Origin of the sequence: Brevundimonas sp. TWP2-3-4b1, from assembly GCF_049897665.1 — a bacterium.
Taxonomy (GTDB): Bacteria; Pseudomonadota; Alphaproteobacteria; order Caulobacterales; family Caulobacteraceae; genus Brevundimonas; species Brevundimonas subvibrioides_B.
Window position 1 is genome coordinate 41,297 of the sequence record NZ_JAFCWQ010000017.1, and the last position, 12,583, is coordinate 53,879.

General features: G+C 66.4%; 16 protein-coding genes and 1 pseudogene. 6 read left to right on the forward strand and 11 right to left on the reverse strand.

The window, feature by feature from the left end; genetic code table 11:
• Positions 1 to 133: 133 nt before the first annotated feature.
• Genes ACP7A5_RS12900 through ACP7A5_RS12910 form a run of 3 tightly spaced genes read right to left on the reverse strand, consistent with a single transcriptional unit; the run spans position 134 to position 2,354 of the window.
• A complete protein-coding gene (locus tag ACP7A5_RS12900) occupies positions 134 to 988 on the reverse strand; it encodes an NAD(P)-dependent oxidoreductase (protein WP_426042292.1) in 855 nt (284 codons plus the stop codon).
• Positions 985 to 1,494, reverse strand: coding sequence for a flavin reductase family protein (locus ACP7A5_RS12905; protein WP_426035571.1), 510 nt, complete (start codon positions 1,492 to 1,494; stop codon positions 985 to 987). The genes ACP7A5_RS12900 and ACP7A5_RS12905 overlap by 4 nt, the downstream gene beginning before the upstream one ends.
• A 41-nt stretch (positions 1,495 to 1,535) precedes the next feature.
• The gene (locus tag ACP7A5_RS12910) at positions 1,536 to 2,354 is read right to left on the reverse strand and encodes an NAD(P)H-hydrate dehydratase (RefSeq protein ID WP_426042293.1); all 819 of its coding nucleotides are present in this window, start codon (positions 2,352 to 2,354) and stop codon (positions 1,536 to 1,538) included.
• 118 nt (positions 2,355 to 2,472) lie between these two features.
• On the opposite strand from ACP7A5_RS12910, the gene ACP7A5_RS12915 reads away from it, so the two are divergent.
• Together ACP7A5_RS12915 and glnA are read left to right on the forward strand one after the other, a co-directional pair.
• Positions 2,473 to 2,811: a P-II family nitrogen regulator gene (locus tag ACP7A5_RS12915; protein WP_271086072.1), complete on the forward strand. Its 339-nt coding sequence runs from the start codon at positions 2,473 to 2,475 to the stop codon at positions 2,809 to 2,811.
• A 71-nt stretch (positions 2,812 to 2,882) separates the two neighbouring features.
• Positions 2,883 to 4,292, forward strand: coding sequence for a type I glutamate--ammonia ligase (glnA, locus tag ACP7A5_RS12920; protein ID WP_426035567.1), 1,410 nt, complete (start codon positions 2,883 to 2,885; stop codon positions 4,290 to 4,292).
• Positions 4,293 to 4,359: 67 nt separating this feature from the next.
• Here glnA and ACP7A5_RS12925 read toward each other — a convergent pair.
• From ACP7A5_RS12925 to ACP7A5_RS12940, 4 genes and pseudogenes are all read right to left on the reverse strand, one after another.
• Positions 4,360 to 4,467: pseudogene (locus tag ACP7A5_RS12925) on the reverse strand (excalibur calcium-binding domain-containing protein); the annotation flags it as partial.
• 282 nt (positions 4,468 to 4,749) lie between these two features.
• Positions 4,750 to 5,637, reverse strand: a complete 888-nt coding sequence (gene tatC, locus ACP7A5_RS12930; protein WP_426042294.1) for a twin-arginine translocase subunit TatC — start codon at positions 5,635 to 5,637, stop codon at positions 4,750 to 4,752.
• Positions 5,634 to 6,179 (reverse strand): Sec-independent protein translocase protein TatB, encoded by a 546-nt coding sequence (gene tatB, locus ACP7A5_RS12935; protein ID WP_426042295.1) that lies wholly within the window; start codon positions 6,177 to 6,179, stop codon positions 5,634 to 5,636. The genes tatC and tatB overlap by 4 nt, the downstream gene beginning before the upstream one ends.
• 26 nt (positions 6,180 to 6,205) lie before the next feature.
• Positions 6,206 to 6,424 (reverse strand): twin-arginine translocase TatA/TatE family subunit, encoded by a 219-nt coding sequence (locus ACP7A5_RS12940; RefSeq protein ID WP_303695654.1) that lies wholly within the window; start codon positions 6,422 to 6,424, stop codon positions 6,206 to 6,208.
• A 103-nt stretch (positions 6,425 to 6,527) separates the two neighbouring features.
• Between ACP7A5_RS12940 and rnhA the strand changes: the two genes are divergently transcribed.
• Both rnhA and ACP7A5_RS12950 read left to right on the forward strand, forming a co-directional pair.
• Complete coding sequence (gene rnhA, locus ACP7A5_RS12945) at positions 6,528 to 6,974, forward strand: ribonuclease HI (protein ID WP_426035561.1); 447 nt, start codon at positions 6,528 to 6,530, stop codon at positions 6,972 to 6,974.
• A gap of 72 nt (positions 6,975 to 7,046) precedes the next feature.
• The gene (locus ACP7A5_RS12950) at positions 7,047 to 7,637 is read left to right on the forward strand and encodes a hypothetical protein (protein ID WP_426042296.1); all 591 of its coding nucleotides are present in this window, start codon (positions 7,047 to 7,049) and stop codon (positions 7,635 to 7,637) included.
• A gap of 4 nt (positions 7,638 to 7,641) precedes the next feature.
• Here ACP7A5_RS12950 and ACP7A5_RS12955 read toward each other — a convergent pair whose 3' ends face one another.
• The 4 genes from ACP7A5_RS12955 to ACP7A5_RS12970 all read right to left on the reverse strand — a co-directional run bounded on the left by ACP7A5_RS12955 (position 7,642) and on the right by ACP7A5_RS12970 (position 10,236).
• Entirely contained in the window at positions 7,642 to 8,103 is a 462-nt protein-coding gene (locus tag ACP7A5_RS12955) for an NfeD family protein (RefSeq protein WP_426035557.1), read from the reverse strand.
• Between the two features lie 14 nt (positions 8,104 to 8,117).
• A complete protein-coding gene (locus tag ACP7A5_RS12960) occupies positions 8,118 to 9,101 on the reverse strand; it encodes an SPFH domain-containing protein (protein WP_426035555.1) in 984 nt (327 codons plus the stop codon).
• 124 nt (positions 9,102 to 9,225) lie between these two features.
• The gene (locus ACP7A5_RS12965) at positions 9,226 to 9,681 is read right to left on the reverse strand and encodes a hypothetical protein (protein WP_426042297.1); all 456 of its coding nucleotides are present in this window, start codon (positions 9,679 to 9,681) and stop codon (positions 9,226 to 9,228) included.
• Between the two features lie 138 nt (positions 9,682 to 9,819).
• On the reverse strand, positions 9,820 to 10,236 hold the full coding sequence (locus ACP7A5_RS12970) for an NUDIX hydrolase (protein WP_426042298.1): 417 nt from the start codon (positions 10,234 to 10,236) through the stop codon (positions 9,820 to 9,822).
• 77 nt (positions 10,237 to 10,313) lie between these two features.
• On the opposite strand from ACP7A5_RS12970, the gene ACP7A5_RS12975 reads away from it, so the two are divergent.
• Both ACP7A5_RS12975 and yaaA read left to right on the forward strand, forming a co-directional pair.
• On the forward strand, positions 10,314 to 11,720 hold the full coding sequence (locus tag ACP7A5_RS12975) for an FAD-binding oxidoreductase (RefSeq protein ID WP_426042299.1): 1,407 nt from the start codon (positions 10,314 to 10,316) through the stop codon (positions 11,718 to 11,720).
• Between the two features lie 68 nt (positions 11,721 to 11,788).
• Positions 11,789 to 12,562: a peroxide stress protein YaaA gene (yaaA, locus tag ACP7A5_RS12980; protein WP_426042300.1), complete on the forward strand. Its 774-nt coding sequence runs from the start codon at positions 11,789 to 11,791 to the stop codon at positions 12,560 to 12,562.
• The last annotated feature ends 21 nt before the right edge of the window (positions 12,563 to 12,583 follow it).

The window sequence follows — 12,583 nt, forward strand, 5'->3', positions numbered from 1 at the left end:
GATTGGACGAATTGCACTCGGGGTGCAATTCTGTCCTGGCTCGTTAATCGTTCAATATCAGGCGACTACGCGTCATTCCTCAGCGAATTGGACTCTGCACCCCGTCTTTTTCCGGAGTCCAGGCCGCGCTGGCTCAGGGCTTCAGACGCGCCTTCAGGCTCGAGGTGTCCCAGCGATTGCCGCCCATCCCCTGAACCTCGGAATAGAACTGATCGACCAGCGCCGTCAGCGACAGGACCGCGCCATTGGTCCGCGCCTCGTCCAGCACCAGCCCCAGATCCTTGCGCATCCAGTCGACGGCGAAGCCGAACTCGAACTCACCCCTCGCCGCCGTCTTCCAGCGGTTGTCCATCTGCCACGACTGGGCCGCCCCCTTGGACACGGCGTCATAGGCGGCGTCGGTGTCGAGGCCTGCGGCCCGGGCGAAATGCACCGCCTCGGCCAGACCTTGAACCACGCCGGCGATGGCGATCTGGTTGACCATCTTGGTCAGTTGGCCAGAGCCCGAGGCCCCCATGTGCTGGATCGCCTTCGAATAGGCCATGACCGCCGCCCGCACCGTCTCAAGGGCGTTCGCGTCGCCGCCCGCCATGACGCTGAGCTGGCCGTTCTCCGCCCCCGCCTGACCGCCCGAGACCGGCGCGTCGATAAAGGCGACACTGGCGGCGGCGCACAGATCCGCCACCGCCCGCGCCACCTTCGCCGAGGTGGTAGTGTGATCCACGATCACGGCCCCCGCCTTCAGCACGGGCAGGGCCTCGCCCACCACCTGACGCACGTCGTCGTCATTGCCGACGCACAGCACGAACAGGTCCGCGCCCTCGGCCGCCTCGGCCACGGTCGCGGCGAACCGTCCGCCGTTCGCCTCGGCCCAGGCCCGCGCCTTGTCGGGCGAGCGGTTGTAGCCGGCGACCTCGTGCCCGGCCGCGACCAGATGACGCGCCATCGGCCCGCCCATGACCCCCAGGCCGGCGAAACCGATCCTCATGCCTGGGCGCCTCCGGCCACGCCGTAGCGCCCCCGGAAATAGGTCAGGGCCGCGGCATCCGAGGACTCGAAGCCCGCGACCTCGCCGATGATCATCATGTGGTCGCCCATCTGCACCCGGTCGTGGGTCTTGCAGTCGAACCGGGCGGCCGCGGCGCCCAGCCGCGGCGGCGCATCGCCGACCCGCTGGAACTCGTGCGCCTCCATCAGGCCTATGCCCTTGGCGAACCGGCGCGCCAGGGCCTCCGACTGGGCGTCGAGCACATGGATCGAGAACCGCTCCGCCTCACAGAAGGCCTGCCACCGCTCCGACCGCTCATCCAGGCACCACAGCACCAGACGCGGCGTCAGCGACACGGAGGTGAAGGAGTTGATCGTGATCCCCAGCGGCCCGAGGCTGCTGTCGGCCGTCACCACGCAGACTCCGGTCGCAAACGCGCCCAGCGCGCGCCGATAGGCGGTCACGTCGCCCCCGGCGACCTCTTGGGGAAGGGATTCAAGGCTCACGGACCGGACCTAGGCGACACCGCCCATTGAGGCAACCGGCGTCATGCGAGATTGCCCAGCACGGCGGGGATCAATCCCGGCAGATCTTCCGCCGTCAGCCCCGCCCCGAACCGCCCGGCCGCGTCAGCATGGATCCACACGGCGGCCGACGCCGCCTCGAAGGGTTCCATCCCCTGGGCCATCAGTCCTCCGATCAATCCGGCCAGGACGTCGCCGCTGCCCGCCGTCGCCAGCCAGGGCGAGCCGTTGCGATTGACCCTGACCCGACCATCGGGCGCGGCGATGACCGTCTCCCGACCTTTCAGGACCACATGCGCCCCGCTGATCCGCGCCGCCTCGACGGCGGCCGTCTCGCGCCCCTGACCCAGAAGGCCCGGAAACACCCGCTCGAACTCGCCCTCATGCGGCGTGATCACATCCTTCGCCTCGAGACAGGCGAACAGATCCTCCGCCCGCCCTTTGAACAGCGTCAACGCGTCCGCATCGGCGACCAGCGCGGCTGTCGTCCCGGTCAGCGCCTTCAGGTTCGATGCCGTCGCCTGGGTCAGCCCCGCCGCCGGTCCGATCACGACGCAATCCAGCGGCTCGGCCAGGGTCGCCAGCGCCTCCGCGGTGTCGAAGTCGGAGACCATCACCGCCTCCATCGCCCCCGCGATCACCGGTCCGGCGTCCGGCGGACACAGGATCCGCACCAGCCCCGCGCCGATCCTGAGACCCGCCCGCGCCGCCAGTCGCGCCGCCCCGGTGTGCAGCATCCCGCCCGAAACGACGCCCAGCCGACCGCGCTGATGCTTGTGCGCATCGGGGCCGGGCCACGGCAGCAGGCTGCGCCACAGGGCGGGATCGTTGGTTTCGCTCATGCTTCTCTCAACGCCCTTCCGTGACGAAAATGCAAATCGCCCCTTGCCTTATGCTGCGATGCGATGTCCCTTTGGTTCCCGAGCGTCTGGCCCACCTGATGCCGCCTCGGGGTCGCCCATGAAGAAGATCGAAGCCGTCATCAAGCCGTTCAAGCTCGACGACGTGAAGGAAGCGCTCCAGGACATCGGGGTGCAAGGCATGACTGTGCTGGAGGCCAAGGGATACGGCCGCCAGAAGGGTCACTCCGAACTTTATCGCGGCGCCGAATACGTCATCGACTTCCTGCCCAAGATCAAGATCGAGGTGGTGGTCGCCGACGACCTCTACCCGGCCGTGGTCGAGGCCATCCAGACCGCCGCCCGCACCGGCAAGATCGGCGACGGCAAGATCTTCGTCTCGGACGTGATCGACGTCATCCGCATCCGCACCGGCGAAACCGGAGCGCAAGCTGTCTAGAAGAACGGCCGTCTAGGCCGAACCCCGCAAAAGACTTCCTCCCCAGAAGAAACGCATAAGGATCATCGACCATGAGCGCCGCCAAGAAAATCCTGCAGGAGATCAAGGACAAGGACGTAAAATACGTCGACGTCCGCTTCACCGACACCAAGGGTCGGCTGCAGCACGTCACCTTCGACATCGACCTGGTCGACGAGGAATTCCTCGAAGAAGGCACGATGTTCGACGGCTCCTCGATCGCCGGCTGGAAGGCAATCAACGAGAGCGACATGCTGCTGCTGCCGGACCTGACGACGGCCTATATCGACCCCTTCTACCAGCAGACCACGATGTTCCTGTTCTGCGACGTCATGAACCCGGACACGATGGAGCCCTACAACCGCGACAGCCGCTCGATGGCCAAGAAGGCCCTGGCCTATGTCCAGTCCTCGGGCGTGGGCGACGTGGTCTATTTCGGCCCGGAAGCCGAGTTCTTCATCTTCGACGACGTCCGCTGGAACACCGCCCCGCACAACACCGGCTACAGCTACGACTCGATCGAGCTGCCGGCCAATACGGGCGCGGAATACACCGAGGGCAATATGGGCCACCGCCCGGGACCCAAGGGCGGCTACTTCCCCGTCAACCCCGTCGACAGCGGCCAGGACCTGCGCGGCGAGATGCTGGGCGTCATGCGCGACCTGGGCCTCAACCCCGAGAAGCACCACCATGAGGTCGCCCCGGCCCAGCACGAGCTCGGCCTGAAGTTCTCCGACCTGCTGACCATGGCCGACCGCCTCCAGCTCTATAAGTACGTGATCCACAATGTGGCCGCGGCCTACGGCAAGTCAGCGACCTTCATGGCCAAGCCCATGTTCGGGGACAACGGCTCGGGCATGCACGTCCACATGTCGATCTGGAAGGACGGCAAGCCCCAGTTCGCGGGCGACAAATACGCCGGCCTGTCGCAGCAGTGTCTCTGGTACATCGGCGGCATCATCAAACACGCCAAGGCCATCAACGCCTTCGCCAACTCGACCACCAACTCCTACAAGCGGCTGGTGCCCGGCTACGAAGCCCCGGTGAAGCTGGCCTATTCGGCCCGCAACCGCTCGGCCTCGATTCGCATTCCGCACACCTCGAACCCCAAGGCCAAGCGCCTGGAGGCCCGCTTCCCCGACCCTATGGGCAACCCCTATCTCACCTTCGTGGCCTTGCTGATGGCCGGCCTCGACGGGATCGAGAACCAGATCGATCCGGGCGGCCCCGCCGACAAGAACCTCTACGACCTGCCGCCCGAAGAGCGTCACTCGATCCCCGAGGTCTGCGGCTCGCTCAAGGAAGCCCTGGAGAACCTCGACAAGGACCGGGCCTTCCTCAAGAAGGGCGGGGTCATGGATGACGACTTCATCGACAGCTACATCGAGCTGAAGATGGAAGAGGTCATGCGCCTGGCCCTCCACCCCCACCCGGTCGAGTTCGACATGTATTACAGCTGCTGATCGGTTCGATCGGCGGATAGACAAAGCCCCGGACGGTCCGCCGTCCGGGGCTTTTTGTTGGGTGGAGCTAGCGCCAAGGCTCGCACGCCAACCCGTCGCCATCTCCGTCCATGGACGATCTGTACGAAGGATCGGACGCGGGGATGTTCACCCGTCCCGCCGCTCGCGCCGCGTCACAGCCAGAGAAATGCTGATCTCGCGGAGGCTCGAAGACTGCGCCTGGTCAGGAGACCGGGCGCGGAGCGACGGCATGGACCCGGGGGGGGATCAAGCCTGCTCCGTCCGAACGACTCGAGATCGGTTCGCCAGAGAACGCCGGCCATGACAAGGAAGACGCCGATGAACACCGCGCTGCCTAGCGAAAGATGCCTGAACCAGGATTGACGACGAGCCATGCGGAGCAACAGACCCCACATCGGTTAGCAGCCGGTTGGCCGAAATGGTTAGCCGCCGCGGCCTAGGCCGCTGCCAACCCCTCGGCGTCCTCTTCCTTCTTGCGCCGCCATTCGATCAGGCGGACGCACCAGATCGAGACCTCATAGAGCAGCACCAGCGGCACGGCGAGCATCAGCTGGCTGATCGGGTCCGGCGGCGTGACCACGGCGGCCAGGACCACGACGGCGACGATCGCATAGCGACGCCCCTCGCTCATCATCTTGGCCGAGACCAGCCCGGCCATGCCCAGCAGCGTCGTCACGACCGGCAACTGGAAGCACAGGCCGAAGGCCAGGATCAGCGAGGTCACCAGATTCAGGTAGTCCGAGATCTTGGTCGTCAGCAGGACGGTGATGCCCTCACTGGAGATCTGCTGGCTCAGGGAGAACAGCATCACGAACGGCAGCATGACGAAATAGACCAGCGCCCCGCCGAGGCAGAACATCACCGGCGTCGCGATCAGGAACGGCAGGAAGGCCCCCTTCTCGTTGCGGTACAGGCCAGGCGCGACGAAGGCGTAGAGCTGATAGGCCAGGATCGGGAAGGCCAGCACGATGGCGCCGAACCCGGCGATCTTCATCTTGGTGAAAAGCTGTTCCAGCGGCGCCGTGGCGATCAGTTCGACCGCCGCCAGCCCGCCGGGCGGGAAAGGCTTCAGGCCGGCCGTGATGGCCAGCAGGTCCAGAGGATTGCCGTGCTCGCCCTTCGCCACGGCGGCGGCGTGAACCGCTGCGGCGGCCTGGAACGGCTTGATCAACTCGACCTGCAGCTGGGCGGCGAAGAAGAAGCACAGGATGAAAGCGAGGCAGAAGGCGGCGACGGACCAGATCATCCGGCCGCGCAGCTCGATCAGATGCTCCATCAACGGGGCGCGCGAGGCCTCGATCTCGGCTTCGTCGCGGTCGGTCATGGGACAGTCTTGGGCTTGCGCGGCGCGCGCGGCTTGGCGGCGACCTTGGACGCGGGTTTGGCGCGAGGCTTGGCGGCTGCGGCCTTGGCGGCCGGCGTCGCGGCGGCCTTGGGCGCTGTCGCGCGGGGTTTGCGGGTCTTCGCCGGCGCGACGACGGGCGGTGTCGCCGGCTCGGGGAATTCCGGCTGATCCAGCATCACCGCGCGCGGCGGCGGCTCAACATAGGCGGGGGCTTCGAGTTCGGCCTTGATGTCCTTGAAGGCGGCGTTGGCCTCGTCGCCGAGGCGGACCATCCCCTGCCCGACCGGTCCCTGACCGTCGCGCAGCGCCTGGACCTCCTTGCGCAGATCGTCGAGCTCCGACTGGCGCGCCATCTCCTCGAAGCTGGACCGGAATTCATTGGCCATGCCGCGCGCCTTGGCGACCATCTTGCCCAGCTGGCGCAGCATTCCAGGCAGCCGCTCGGGGCCGACCACCACCAGGGCGACGATGCCGATTACGAGATATTCGAGGCCCCCGATCCCGGGGCCGAGGCCGCCCATGCGTCAGGCTCTTTCCCGAACCGGACCTAGCGCTTCAGCTCTTCCTTTTCCGCGTCGGTTCGCGGCAGGCTGCTGACGCCGTCGGACGGGCCGTCCTTCTTGTCGTCGTCCTTCAGGCCCTCCTTGAAGGCCTTGATGCCCTTGGCGGCGTCGCCCATCAGGCCCGAGATCTTGCCCTTGCCGCCGAACAGCAGGGCGACGACGACGATGACGATGGCCCAATGCCAGATGCTGAAGCTGCCCACGGAACGGTCTCCTCGAACGGGCCGAATGCGGCCCGTGTCAAACATACGGTTCCTATAGTCCAGCGGATGGCGACGCGCCAAGGGAAGCTGTAAGTCCGCGCAAATGAGTCACGTCACAATCCACACCGACGGCGCCTGCAAGGGCAATCCGGGCCCAGGCGGCTGGGGCGCGATCCTGCAGGCCGGCGGGAAGACCAAGGAACTGTGCGGCGGCGAAACACTGACCACCAACAACCGCATGGAGCTGACCGCGGCCATCATGGCGCTGGAGGCGCTGACGCGGCCCTGCAAGATCGACCTCCATACCGACAGCAAATACGTGATGGATGGAATCACGAGCTGGATTCACGGCTGGAAGGCGCGCGGCTGGAAGACGGCGGACAAGAAGCCCGTCAAGAACGACGACCTGTGGAAGCGGCTCGACATCGCCCGCACCCGCCACGAGGTGAAGTGGCACTGGGTCAAGGGCCACGCCGGTCACGAACTCAACGAGCGCGCGGACCAGTTGGCCAACCTCGGAATCGACCGCATGCGCGCCGCCTCGACCTGACGCTTCCCAACGACGGCCGAACGACGTCTTGCCGTGAAGCTTGGGATGAGGTCAGGTCCAGGGATGACCGACATGACCCCGATTCCTCCCGAGACCGATCCGATCGATAGCGGCTCCAGGGGCAAGACCCAGCGCGTTTCCGTCGAGGGCACGATCGCCTCCGTCTCGGCCATCTCTGCAATGATCGTCGCGGCGGCGTCGATGTTCACCGCCGTCCAGGCTCTGGACGTGTCCCGCACGGCGGCGAAGCAGAAGATCTTTGAAACCCAGCTGGCCACCTGCCTGCAGTTCAGCGAACTGACCGCCCGCGCCTCGTCGGACAGCGAAAAGGCCGCAGCCCTGACCGAGGGACCGATCGACGACGACGTCAGCGCCGAGATCACCGCGCGCCTCGAGGCCGGCGACGCCGTCTCGACGTCGATCTACCAACAGTATCTTCAGATGACGATGGTCTTCCCCGACGAGATCAGCGACGCCGCCTATGCCGCCAGCGAGAAGCGGGTGGCGCTCTACAACAAGCAGGTCGAGGTGCTGGACGCCGGCGTCATCACGGCCCGGGACATCGCCGATCTCGAGCGACTCGCGGGCGAGGAAACGGACCAGCTGAACACCGCGTCGGGCGCCTGTCGCGACGAGGTCGGCGCGGTCGCGGGCATAGGCTGACCGGTCAGGCCTCGCGCCGCACCTTCAGCGACGGACCTTCCAGCCGATCCACCACGACGCTGTCGCCCACGGGCGGAGCGTCGCCGTCGATCAGGGCGACCCATTCGGCGCCGGAGACGAAGACCCGTCCCCTGCCCTCGACGAAGGCCTGAACGACCCGCGCCCGCTGTCCGACGAGGCGCAGATCGCGGTCGTTGATGTCGGGGTGGTCTTCCGGGTTCACACGTCGGATCAGGCGCCGCGACAGCGCGGTCGCCAGCACCGTCAGGCCAGCAAAAAGACCCACCTCGACGGCCAGCCCCATGCGCAGCCCCAGGGCGGTCAGGACAGCCACCACGCCGGCCGCAACCGCCGGCCAAAGAAGCCATTCGGTCGACAGCGACGCCTCGATTGCGAGCAGCAGCACGCCCACGGCCAGCCAGATCCAGAACGGCTGGGCGGCATAGATGTCCAGAATTGCGCCCATGGCTCAGATCTCCGTCATGCCGTCGGCGGCACGGCGCCGCCGGACCGGGTGGACCGCGCCGGCGGCGCCGCCGGAGCCGGGCGCGCCGCCTGTTGCTGGTTGCGCGCCAGTCCGACCAGTTCGCCGATGCCGGCGATGGTCCCGACCAGGCCGCTCATCTCGGCGGGCACGATGACCGTCTTGGCCGTCGGGTTGCGAGCCAGTTCGGCGAAGGCCTCGACGTATTTCTGGGCGACGAAGTAATTGATCGCGTTGACGTCGCCACGGGCGATGGCCTCGGACACCATGGCGGTGGCCTTGGCCTCGGCCTCGGCGGCGCGTTCGCGGGCCTCGGCGTCGCGGAAGGCGGCCTCCTTGCGACCTTCGGACTCGAGGATCGCCGCCTGTTTGGCGCCCTCGGCGCGAGCAATGGCGGCCTGTTTCTCGCCCTCGGCCTCAGTGATCACGGCGCGGCGTTCGCGTTCGGCCTTCATCTGGCGCGCCATGGCGTTGGTGATGTCGACCGGCGGGGTCAGGTCCTTGATCTCGATCCGGTTGACCTTGACGCCCCACGGCTCGGTCGCCGCGTCGATGACGGTCAGCAGACGCGAGTTGATATTGTCCCGCTGGAACAGGACCTCGTCGAGATCCATCGACCCGACCACGGTGCGCAGGTTGGTCGAGCACAGCTGGGTGATCGCATAGGGCAGGTTCTCGACCCGATAGGCGGCGCTCGGCGCATCCATCACCTGGATGAAGACGATGGCGTCGACCTTCACCATGGCGTTGTCCTTGGTGATGACCTCCTGCTGGGGCACGTCCAGGACCTGCTCCATCATGTTCATGCGCCGGCCGATCCGTTCCACGAACGGGATCAGGATGCTGATGCCGGGCTTCAGGGTCTTGGTGTATTTGCCGAACCGCTCGACCGTCAGCTCCCGCCCCTGGGGCACGATCTTGACGGTGCTGAACACGAATATGACTGCGAAAACCAGCAGCACAACGGCGAAATAGGTCATTCAGGATCCTCCTGGCCGCAAGTTAGCCCGTGCCGAGCCGGCACGCCACGGAATCTGGACGCTGCAAACGAAAACGGCGGCCCCCTCCCGGGAGCCGCCGCGTCGCAAAGAGCGGGTCGGAAGACTACTCGTCTTCGTCTTCGTCTTCGTCTTCGTCTTCTTCGTCTTCGTCTTCGTCTTCTTCGTCTTCGTCTTCGTCTTCGTCTTCTTCGTCTTCTTCTTCGTCTTCTTCGTCTTCGCTCGGATCTTCCTCATCGACGTCGTCGTCTTCGACTTCGAAGCCGCCGCCTTCACACAGGTCGACGTCGTACACTTCTTCCGTGTCGCCATCCTCATAGGTGGCCTGCACGTCCTGGACGCAGTCGTCACCGACCTCGAAGGTCACTTCGACGCCGTCGCCCGGTGCGATTTCTTCGTCCAGCAGGTTGTCGCCGAAGTCCTCGACCGACGTGCCGGAGATGGCCAGTTCGGTGATCGCGACTTCGCCCGTGTTGGTGACGGTCATGGTGGCCTGCGCCATGGCGCCCGTCGCGAACAGGATGGCGGCGGTCGAGGCCGCCATGAACAGTTTCGTCTTCATCTGTATAGTCCCCCAAGGCTGGCGGGATGCCGGCCAAAGTTCAAAAGAGAGCGACCGAGCACGGAATCGTCTGGGCCGTCCTGTAAACATGTCGGCTTTGCAGCACGCTAGGTTAAGTGACGGGACCTGACAATGCCGTCAATCTTGGCGAAACGCGACCGCCAGGGCGATCACTCGGCGCGTCTCGGCCCAGTCCACAGCGGCCATGGCGGTGGCGATGGGCATGAAGACAGCGTCCGCCGCATCGTCGCCCGCGACCGCCTCGCCGCCGGTCCATTCGGCGACATAGTCGATCAGCACATAGTGCCGCCCCGCCTCGGGAAAAATGCCGTCCACGACCGCGAGGAGGCCGAGAATACGCGCCTCGACCCCCGTCTCCTCGACGAGTTCCCTCAGCGCCGCATCGACCGCGCGCTCTCCGGCCTCGATGCGTCCTCCCGGCAGGCTCCACTCCCCCATCCGCGGCGGCGTCCCGCGTCGGATCAGCAGGACCTCGTCGCCCTTCAGGCAAACCACGCCGACGGCGGGCACGGGCGTCATGGAGGAATCGCTCATGACGCCACCCTAACGCCTGTTTTGGTTGGCCCCCTCTTTTGAGTAGCGTCTACGGCAAGGCTTTGAGAGAAGACGCCATGGCCTCCCCCTCCTCCACCGCCCTCGACGAACTGAAAGCCGCGCTCGGCCCCTCGGGCTGGACGGAGGATCAGTCCGAAATCGCCCCGTGGCTCACCGAATGGCGCAACAAGTGGAAGGGGCACACACCGATGATGCTGAAGCCCGGCACGTCGGACGAGGTCGCCCGCGCCGTGGAGATCTGCGCCCGTCACGGCGTCGCGATCACGCCCCAGGGCGGCGACACCGGCCTGGTCGGCGGCCAGATTCCGATGGGCGAGGTGCTGCTGTCGACCCGCCGCCTGCGCGCCGTACGCGATGTAACCCCCCTGGATGACGCCATGACGGTCGAGGCTGGCGTCACCCTGCTGGAGGCCCAGCAACTGGCCGCCGGGGCCGATCGCTTCTTTCCCCTCAGCCTTGCGGCCGAGGGCACGGCCACCATCGGCGGGGTCATCTCGACCAACGCCGGGGGGACGGCCGTCCTGCGCTACGGCATGATGCGTGACCTGGTGCTCGGCATCGAGGCGGTCATGCCGGACGGCCAGATGTTCAACGGCCTGAAACGGCTTCGCAAGGACAACACCGGCTACGACCTGAAACAGCTGCTGATCGGCGCCGAGGGCACCCTGGGTGTTGTCACCGCCGCGACCCTGAAGCTGTTCCCGATCATGCGCAGCCGTGCCACGGCCGTCGTCGGTCTGGCCAGCGCCCATTCCGCCATCCAACTCCTCGCCCGCGCCAAGGCCGAGACAGGCGGCGGGGTCGAGGCCTTCGAACTGATGAAGCGGATCGGCGTCGAGTTCGCGATCAGACACATCCCCGGTGTCCGCGAGCCCCTGGACAGCGTCCAGCCCTGGTACGTGCTCATCGAACTGGTCTCGGGCGAGCCCGGTGCCGCCGGGGCCGGGATGGAGCGGATCCTGACCGCGGCCTTCGAGGAAGACCTGATCACCGACGCCGCCATCGCCCAGAACGAGTCCCAGGTCCGCGACTTCTGGAAGCTGCGTGAAGAGCAGTCGGCGGCCCAGCGGCCCGAGGGCGGCGGCTGGAAGCACGACGTCTCGGTCTCCGTCAGCCGCATCGCCGACTTCCTCGACGAAGCCACCGCCGCCGTCGAGGCCTTCGAGCCGGGCGCCCGCGTCAGCGCCTTCGGCCACGTCGGCGACGGCAATATGCACTACGACATCCTGTGCCCGCCGGGCGGCGACCTGCCGGCCTTCCTCGGCCGCTGGTTGGACGGGTCGCGGGTCATTCACGACATCGTCGCCCGTTACGACGGATCGATCTCGGCCGAGCACGGCCTGGGCCGTCTGAAGACCGACGAGGCGCGCCGCTACAAGTCGCCGCTGGAGATCGCCACCATGCAGGCGATCAGGAAAGCGATCGATCCGCAGCGGATCATGAACCCGGCGGTATTGTTCTAGAGCAACCGGCTTCAAACCGTCGCCGAACCGGCCTAAACCCCGCGGCTGACGAACGGAGCGCCCTGCCCTTGTTGATAGTGCTTTCTCCCGCCAAGCGGCTGGATTTCACCGAACCCTCGCATGACGTCCCCGCGACGCATCGGCGCTTCATCGACGACACAACGACACTTTCGAGGACCGCGCGCAACCAGAGCCAGGCCGATTTGCGCCGTCTGATGGGCATCTCCGCCGATCTCGCCAAGCTCAATCAGGCCCGGTTCAAGGCCTTCGAGCCCGAAGCGCTCGACGCCGGCATCCAGGCCGCCTTCGCCTTCGACGGCGACGTCTATCAGGGGCTCGACGCCCGGACGCTCGACAAGGCGGGCCTCGCCTTCGCCCAGGATAGGCTGCGCATCCTGTCCGGCCTCTATGGGCTGCTGCGGCCGCTTGACCGCATCCAGCCCTACCGCCTGGAGATGGGAACCCGTCTGAAGACCCGGCGCGGATCCAGCCTCTACGACTTCTGGGGCGACCGGATTTCGAAACAGCTGAATGCCGACGCCGAGGGCCAGTCCGATCCCACACTCGTGAACCTCGCCAGCCAGGAATATTTCGGCGCCGTCGACGCCCGGGCTCTGAAATTGCCGGTCGTCACCCCGCATTTCCGCGAGGAAAAGGACGGTGAGAGCCGCATCATCTCCTTCTTCGCCAAGAAGGCTCGGGGGACGATGGCCCGGTTCGCCATCGACGAGCGGATCGAAGCCGCCGGCGATCTAAAGGCGTTCGATCGCGACGGCTATCGATTCCAGAAGGCCGTCTCGACCGAGACCGACTGGATATTCACCAGGCAGGGAAATTCCTGAGACCGGGTCGCCTTCGCAGTC

Bases quoted from the DNA above. Each gene is read 5' to 3' on its own strand.
- ACP7A5_RS12900 (WP_426042292.1), bottom strand. From the start codon at position 988: ATGAGGATCGGTTTCGCCGGCCTGGGGGTCATGGGCGGGCCGATGGCG.
- ACP7A5_RS12910 (WP_426042293.1), bottom strand. From the start codon at position 2,354: ATGAGCGAAACCAACGATCCCGCCCTGTGGCGCAGCCTGCTGCCGTGG.
- ACP7A5_RS12915 (WP_271086072.1), top strand. From the start codon at position 2,473: ATGAAGAAGATCGAAGCCGTCATCAAGCCGTTCAAGCTCGACGACGTG.
- glnA (WP_426035567.1), top strand. From the start codon at position 2,883: ATGAGCGCCGCCAAGAAAATCCTGCAGGAGATCAAGGACAAGGACGTA.
- tatC (WP_426042294.1), bottom strand. From the start codon at position 5,637: ATGACCGACCGCGACGAAGCCGAGATCGAGGCCTCGCGCGCCCCGTTG.
- tatB (WP_426042295.1), bottom strand. From the start codon at position 6,179: ATGGGCGGCCTCGGCCCCGGGATCGGGGGCCTCGAATATCTCGTAATC.
- rnhA (WP_426035561.1), top strand. From the start codon at position 6,528: ATGAGTCACGTCACAATCCACACCGACGGCGCCTGCAAGGGCAATCCG.
- ACP7A5_RS12950 (WP_426042296.1), top strand. From the start codon at position 7,047: ATGACCCCGATTCCTCCCGAGACCGATCCGATCGATAGCGGCTCCAGG.
- ACP7A5_RS12955 (WP_426035557.1), bottom strand. From the start codon at position 8,103: ATGGGCGCAATTCTGGACATCTATGCCGCCCAGCCGTTCTGGATCTGG.
- ACP7A5_RS12960 (WP_426035555.1), bottom strand. From the start codon at position 9,101: ATGACCTATTTCGCCGTTGTGCTGCTGGTTTTCGCAGTCATATTCGTG.
- ACP7A5_RS12965 (WP_426042297.1), bottom strand. From the start codon at position 9,681: ATGAAGACGAAACTGTTCATGGCGGCCTCGACCGCCGCCATCCTGTTC.
- ACP7A5_RS12970 (WP_426042298.1), bottom strand. From the start codon at position 10,236: ATGAGCGATTCCTCCATGACGCCCGTGCCCGCCGTCGGCGTGGTTTGC.
- ACP7A5_RS12975 (WP_426042299.1), top strand. From the start codon at position 10,314: ATGGCCTCCCCCTCCTCCACCGCCCTCGACGAACTGAAAGCCGCGCTC.